Origin of the sequence: Pedococcus sp., assembly GCF_036000045.1 — a bacterium.
GTDB lineage: Bacteria > Actinomycetota > Actinomycetes > Actinomycetales > Dermatophilaceae > Pedococcus.
In genome coordinates this window covers 1-6,113 of the sequence record NZ_DASYGF010000064.1, presented here as the reverse complement: position 1 = coordinate 6,113, position 6,113 = coordinate 1, and the positions used below count along the sequence as shown (strand labels likewise).

Below are 6,113 nucleotides of genomic sequence, written 5' to 3'. Positions count from 1 at the left end.
TGGGCCGTCACTTCTCGCCCGAGGCGGCCTTGGGGCGACCGCGTTGGGGCAGCGGCGCGGCCTGCTTCGGCATCCGGCCCGCATCGTCCAGCGCGCGGCGCAGCAGCATCTCGATGTGGGCGTTGACGCTGCGGAACTCGTCGTTGGCCCAGCGCATCAGGGCGTCATGGACCGCCGGGTCGACCCGGAGCAGGACCTGCCGACGCTCGCTCACGTATACAGGGAGCCGGTGTTCACGACCGGCGTCGGCGGCTGGTCACCACACAGGACGACCATCAGGTTGCTCACCATGGTGGCCTTGCGCTCCTCGTCCAGCTCGACGACGCCCTTCTCGGCCAGCCGGTTCAGGGCGAGCTCGACCATGCCGACCGCACCCTCGACGATCCTGCTGCGCGCGGCGACGACGGCGTTGGCCTGCTGACGGCGAAGCATCGCCTGCGCGATCTCCTGCGCATAGGCCAGGTGGGAGATGCGGACCTCCACGACCTCCACGCCGGCGATGACGACGCGCTCCGCCACCTCGACGGCCAGCTGGGCAGAGACGACGTCGCTCGACCCGCGCAGCGAGGTTCCGGTGTCGGTGTGGTCGTCGTAAGGGTGGCTGGTCGCGACGTGACGCAGTGCCGACTCGGCCTGAACCGACACGAAGTTCTGGTAGCTGTCCACGGCATACGTCGATCTCGCCGTGTCCGCGACCTGCCACACGACGATCGCCGCGATCTCCACTGGGTTGCCGTCGGCATCGTTGACCTTGAGGTGGTTCGTCTCGAAGTTGCGGACCCGCACGCTGACGCTGCGGCGCACGATGAGCGGGGCGATCCACCAGAAGCCGGGCTTGCGGACGGTCCCGACGTAGCGGCCGAAGAACTGCAGCACGGAGGTCTGTCCCGGAGGGACGATCACCAGCGAGCTCGCGACCAGGGCGAAGACCAGCAAGGGCAGCCACAGCCAACCCTCGTGGTGTCTACCCACGAGATAGATCCCGTAGCCCGCTGCCGCGAGCACCACGACGCCGAGCCAGCCGTTGACGGCCAGGGCGGGTCGCTCGGTGATGTCGACTCGCACTCCCTGGTGGCCGACCGGTCCCACACTGTCCGTTGGGTCGACGCTGGCCATGTCGCACTCCTCAGCTCAAAAAAGTGATATCACATAGATAGCACTTTTCGGAGCGCCGCACCAGGGGTTTCCAGCCGCGACCGGGCTACCGTGCTTCGGTGTCGTGGGGACCGTCGAAGGATCCGTGACGGCCGGCGCCAGCGGCGAACCTGGCTGCGCCCGCAAGTCCCTCGGCGGCGACGACCGAGACGCCTGCAGCCCCCTCCGCGCGCAGAGCCTCGCTGAGCGGGAGGTCGAACGACCGGTAGGCCGAGTCGCGGTCGACCTGCAGGCAGCCTTGGGGGAACGCAGCGAGCTGGTGCGCGAGCTTCCGCGCCACGCTCAGTGCCTGGCCGACCGGGACGACACGGTTGGCCAACCCCATCGCGTGGGCTTCGTGCGCGTCGACCGGACGCCCCGTCAGGATGAGGTCCAGAGCACGCCCCAGTCCCACGATGCGTGGCAGGCGCACGGTCCCGCCGTCGATCAGCGGCACGCCCCACCGCCGGCAGAACACCCCGAACACCGCGTCCTCCTCCACCACTCGCAGGTCGGCCAGGAGGGCGAGCTCGAGGCCTCCCGCCACGGCATACCCGGCGACAGCCGCGATCAGCGGCTTGGTGAGTGCCATCCGCGTCGGGCCCATCGGCCCCGCCCCGCCGCCGTCGGGGTCGAGCTCGTGACGCAGCGCGGGGTCCCGGATCGCCTCGAGGTCGGCGCCCGCGCAGAAGTGGCCATGGTCGCCGGTCAGGATGGCGACGCGCTGGGAGTCCTCGGACTCGAACGCCATGAAGGCGTCGCGTAGGGCGGCCGCCATCGGTCCGTCGACAGCGTTGCGCCGCTGCGGCTTGTCGAGGTGGATCACGGTGACCGGACCGTCGGCCTCGACGCGAACGTGCGCGCTCACACGAGACTCCTTCGTCCGTATGCCATGGGGTGCAGTGGGATTGGCCCCGCGCCGAATACTGTAACGACCGAGTGGGGCCCAGTCGCTCTGGACCGGAGCGCCCCCGACGCGGTCGCCTGGAAGGGAGGACATCCGCGGTGGACGACAGAACGGCCGTGGTGGCTACGACCGAGCGCCTGGTCATCCGGCCGTGGACCGAGCATGATGCCGAGGCCCTGTTCGACATCTACTCCCGGTGGGAGGTGGCGCGGTGGCTGGGGGCCACACCTCAGGCGCTGGAGAGCCTGGACCAAGCCGTGCGGCGAGCCGAGCGCTGGGCGTCGCTCGGCGAAGCCGACCCGACCTACGGGGTCTGGTGCCTGACGCTGCGCAGGTCCGGGTTGCCGGTGGGGACCGTGCTCCTGCTGCCGCTTGCGGGTGGCGAGGTGGATGGCGAGGTGGAGGTGGGATGGCACCTGCATCCCGACCACTGGGGTCACGGCTACGCGACCGAAGCGGCGCGAGCAGCCATCGGTCGCGGCATCGACGCGGGACTGGACCACGTGCTGGCCGTCGTGAACCCGGACAACCATCCCTCGCAAGCGGTGTGTCGCCGTCTCGGCATGGAGCACATCGGGCGCACCGACCGGTACTACGGGATGCCGCTCGAGGTCTTCCGCACCGACTCCGTCTAGGTCGACTGGCGCGCCGCTCGGAGGAGAGGCGGGAGGGCGCTCGTCGCCCGTCGCTGAGACACTGGTCCCGATGAAGAACGAGCCCAGTGGTCGCCCAGGCCCGCGCCGGCCTGCGTTCTTCAGCCCTGCCGCGATGGAGTCGCAGGGTGGCATGGTCCCCGATCCCGCCGAAGTCACCGAGATCGCCCACGAGACTGCAGCGGTGCTCGTCGGCACGGGCCGTGCCGCCGACGACCCGGCACTGACCAGCCGCCTCGTGGCTTTGGTGGACGAGCTGGGACTCTCGACCTTGGCCGAGCTGTGGGCCGACCGGCCGGCGCGCAGCCTGCCCGGGGCGCTGTGGCGGCTGTATGCCCTGCGCGAGTGGGTCCAGCGCAGCCCCGAGGAGGCCAGCGCCGACTATGCCGCTGGCATGCGGTTCACGGACGTCAACCATGCCGTCGCCGGGGTCGCCGAACCGCCTGGCCCGGACGAGGTCCGTCACCTCACCGATGCTGTTCTGCGGGGAGTCTTCGAGGGCGACCTGGCCGTGGCGCTGCAGCGTGCCGCCGCCTTCTGCCGGGTGGTGGCGGCAGGGCGCGCCGAGCGGGCGCACACCTTGGACGTGCAGGACCGCGACGCAGCAGGCGCTCAGACCCGACGCGCGGCCTCCATGCTCGGCACCTCGGAGGACCTCGAGGCGTGCGCGCGGCTGTGGCTGGCGGGCGACCTGATCTGAGCGCGGCTGAGCGGTCGTCGTCGCGTCCGCCCCGGATATCCACAGGCCGGTGGTTCGGGAACATCCATCCGGTGGCTGGGGTTACAGTCAGACGTGCGTCGGGCCGCGGTAGCCCCGGGTCCCAACTGAAGCCGCTTCGAGCGGCCACGCGCCGTGAGGCGCTCCCGGCCCGACGCACAACTTCGCCTGGCGAGGCGGCTAGAACGCCAGCACGAGCCCGCCGGCGCACAGGTGCCGGGCGGCGTCGTGCCGGGCAACGCGCCGCGAACGGCGACCGGGGCCACGCCAGCCGCACACGCGGCATACGCCATGGCTGAAGGACCCCCGGTCCTCGGCGACACCCTCTCGGTCACCCGCAGCGCTCGGTGGCGCTTCGACCGGTGCAGATGCCATGCGGACCATCATGAGGCATAGGCCAAAGGAACTAGTCCGGGTGGTGCGAGCATGATCCAGATGGGTAGTTCGTGTGACGAGGTCTTCAAGGAATGGCAAACAATCGACGCCGACGATCCAGTGCTCGGTTAGCGTCGTCCCATGACAACGGACCCGGCCGCCGGTGGCGAGCTCACCGACGATGCTCTGCAACACGAGATCGAGCTCGTCGGGGAGCTCGTCGTCGCGGCCTCTGCCAGCGAGGGCCCGTTGACCGACGAGCAGATCGACCTGATCCTCGGCATCGAGCGGCTTCACCGCGACGCGCGGGTATCTGTGCCCGGCCCCCGTGAGCTGCGGCGGCAGGACGCCTGAGCGCTGTTGACGTCCCGTCGGCGGTCACGTAGCCGTCGGGTGGTGGTGAGGTGAACACCAGGTTGCGCGGCCCGAGGACGATGGCCGTAGCATCATCCACGGCCATCCCCCTGTGTGACCGGAGAGAACCGTGGGCATTCGCCTCACCCCCCAGGAGAACGTCTTCTACGATCTGTTCGCCAAGTCGGCAGCCCACCTCATCGAGGGCGCCCGCGAGCTGACCACCATCCTGGGGACGCCGGCCGCCGAGCGTGAGGCCGTGGCGGCCCGGATGCGCGAGATCGAGCACGGCGCCGACGAAGCGACTCACGAGATCATCCGCAAGGTCAACAGCTCGTTCATCACCCCGTTCGACCGTGAGGACATCCACGGGCTGGCCTCGGCGCTCGACGACTGCATGGACCTCATGGACGCGACCGTCGACCTGATCGTGCTCTACCGGATCGGTGACCTGCCGGCCGGTATCTCCGACCAGGTCGAGGTGCTGTCGCGCATGTCCGAGCTGACCGCCGACGCGATGCCCCGGCTGCGCTCGATGAAGGACCTCGCCGAGTACTGGATCGAGATCAACCGGCTCGAGAACCAGGCCGACCAGATCTACCGACGGCTGCTCGCGGGGTTGTTCAACGGCGACTTCGGCAGCGACGCCATCACGATCATGAAGCTCAAGGAGGTCGTCGAGGAGCTCGAGGCCGCCGCCGATGCCTTCGAGAAGGTCGCCCACAAGGTCGAGAGCATCGCGGTCAAGGAGTCCTGAGTCCCCTCATGGAGTGGCTTCCGATCGCGATCGTCATCGCGCTGGCGATGGGTTTCAACTACACCAACGGCTTCCACGACTCGGCCAACGCCATCGCCACCTCGGTGTCGACGCGAGCCCTCACCCCCCGGGTGGCCCTCGTCATGGCGGCAGTGGCCAACCTCCTTGGGGCGTTCTTCGGCAAGAAGGTCGCCGACACCGTCGGCAAGGGCATCATCGCCGCCCCCCACGGCACGGCCGGGCTGGTGCTCGTCTCCGCCGCTCTCCTCGGTGCGATCGGATGGAACCTGCTGACCTGGTGGTACGGCCTGCCCTCGTCGTCCTCCCACGCCCTGATCGGCGGTCTGGGCGGTGCCGCGCTCGCAGCGGGCGCGACGGTCAAGTGGGCGGGCATCTGGAGCAAGGTCGTCATCCCGATGGTGGTCTCGCCGATCCTCGCGATCATCGGTGGCTACATCGTGATGACGGCGATCCTGTGGCTGTTCCGCCGAGCGCACCCCGGTCGCGTGACCCGCGGCTTCCGCTACGCCCAGACCATCTCGGCCGCCGCGATGGCCTTCGGTCACGGCTTGCAGGACGCCGCAAAGAGCGCGGGTGTGGTCGTCCTGGCGCTGACGGTGGGTGGCTACTACGCGGGCTCCGGCGTGCCGCTGTGGGTGTTGCTCATGTCGGCCGTCGTCATCTCCCTGGGCACGTATGCCGGCGGTTGGCGGATCATGCGCACGCTTGGGCGCCGGATCATCCACCTCGACCCGCCGCAGGGCTTCGCCGCCGAGACGACGGCCGCGGCGATCCTCTACATCGCGGGGCTGGCCTATGGGGCGCCGATCTCCACCACGCACACCATCAGCTCGGCGATCATGGGGGTGGGCTCGACGAAGCGGCTGTCGGCCGTGCGCTGGGGGGTGGCGGGCAACATCGTCGGGGCGTGGATCCTCACGTTCCCGGGTGCGGGTCTCGTGGCGGCCGTCTGCTTCTGGGTCCTCCACGTCGCCTTCTGACCCACTTATTGCCCCGCATCCACCGTTTTCGGGGTTCCAGGAGCCCCATCGGGTGGATTCGGGGCAATAAGTCGAGGCGGATCCCCAAGGGGATGGCCCCGATGCGGCCCTTCCACAGGGGTCGACCAGCCCACCGAGGGGTTCGGAGGTCATCCGTGACAGTGGCGTCATGCCCGGCCGCGTCCATGACCTGCCTCAGCCCTTCCTTGCGGCG

At 69.6% G+C, this 6,113-nt stretch carries 9 protein-coding genes; 5 read left to right on the top strand and 4 right to left on the bottom strand.

The window, feature by feature from the left end:
• Nucleotides 1-7: 7 nt before the first annotated feature.
• The 3 genes from VGN50_RS09905 to VGN50_RS09895 all read right to left on the bottom strand — a co-directional run bounded on the left by VGN50_RS09905 (nt 8) and on the right by VGN50_RS09895 (nt 2,002).
• Nucleotides 8-214 carry a hypothetical protein gene (locus VGN50_RS09905; RefSeq protein ID WP_327444597.1) on the bottom strand — a complete coding sequence of 69 codons (207 nt, stop codon included), beginning with the start codon at nt 212-214 and terminating at the stop codon, nt 8-10.
• The gene (locus VGN50_RS09900) at nt 211-1,116 is read right to left on the bottom strand and encodes an SPFH domain-containing protein (protein WP_327444596.1); all 906 of its coding nucleotides are present in this window, start codon (nt 1,114-1,116) and stop codon (nt 211-213) included. Before VGN50_RS09900 ends, VGN50_RS09905 begins: the two co-directional genes overlap by 4 nt.
• Nucleotides 1,117-1,201: 85 nt before the next feature.
• Complete coding sequence (locus VGN50_RS09895; RefSeq protein ID WP_327444595.1) at nt 1,202-2,002, bottom strand: crotonase/enoyl-CoA hydratase family protein; 801 nt, start codon at nt 2,000-2,002, stop codon at nt 1,202-1,204.
• Between the two features lie 137 nt (nt 2,003-2,139).
• Between VGN50_RS09895 and VGN50_RS09890 the strand changes: the two genes are divergently transcribed.
• Complete coding sequence (locus tag VGN50_RS09890; RefSeq protein WP_327444594.1) at nt 2,140-2,676, top strand: GNAT family N-acetyltransferase; 537 nt, start codon at nt 2,140-2,142, stop codon at nt 2,674-2,676.
• A gap of 70 nt (nt 2,677-2,746) precedes the next feature.
• Entirely contained in the window at nt 2,747-3,394 is a 648-nt protein-coding gene (locus VGN50_RS09885) for a hypothetical protein (RefSeq protein ID WP_327444593.1), read from the top strand.
• Between the two features lie 198 nt (nt 3,395-3,592).
• On the opposite strand, the gene VGN50_RS09880 is transcribed toward VGN50_RS09885, so the two are convergent.
• Complete coding sequence (locus VGN50_RS09880) at nt 3,593-3,787, bottom strand: hypothetical protein (protein WP_327444592.1); 195 nt, start codon at nt 3,785-3,787, stop codon at nt 3,593-3,595.
• A gap of 141 nt (nt 3,788-3,928) precedes the next feature.
• On the opposite strand from VGN50_RS09880, the gene VGN50_RS09875 reads away from it, so the two are divergent.
• The 3 genes from VGN50_RS09875 to VGN50_RS09865 all read left to right on the top strand — a co-directional run bounded on the left by VGN50_RS09875 (nt 3,929) and on the right by VGN50_RS09865 (nt 5,899).
• Nucleotides 3,929-4,141 carry a hypothetical protein gene (locus tag VGN50_RS09875; protein WP_327444591.1) on the top strand — a complete coding sequence of 71 codons (213 nt, stop codon included), beginning with the start codon at nt 3,929-3,931 and terminating at the stop codon, nt 4,139-4,141.
• 130 nt (nt 4,142-4,271) lie between these two features.
• A complete protein-coding gene (locus tag VGN50_RS09870) occupies nt 4,272-4,898 on the top strand; it encodes a DUF47 domain-containing protein (RefSeq protein WP_327444590.1) in 627 nt (208 codons plus the stop codon).
• Nucleotides 4,899-4,906: 8 nt separating this feature from the next.
• A complete protein-coding gene (locus VGN50_RS09865; protein WP_327444589.1) occupies nt 4,907-5,899 on the top strand; it encodes an inorganic phosphate transporter in 993 nt (330 codons plus the stop codon).
• Nucleotides 5,900-6,113: the final 214 nt, after the last annotated feature.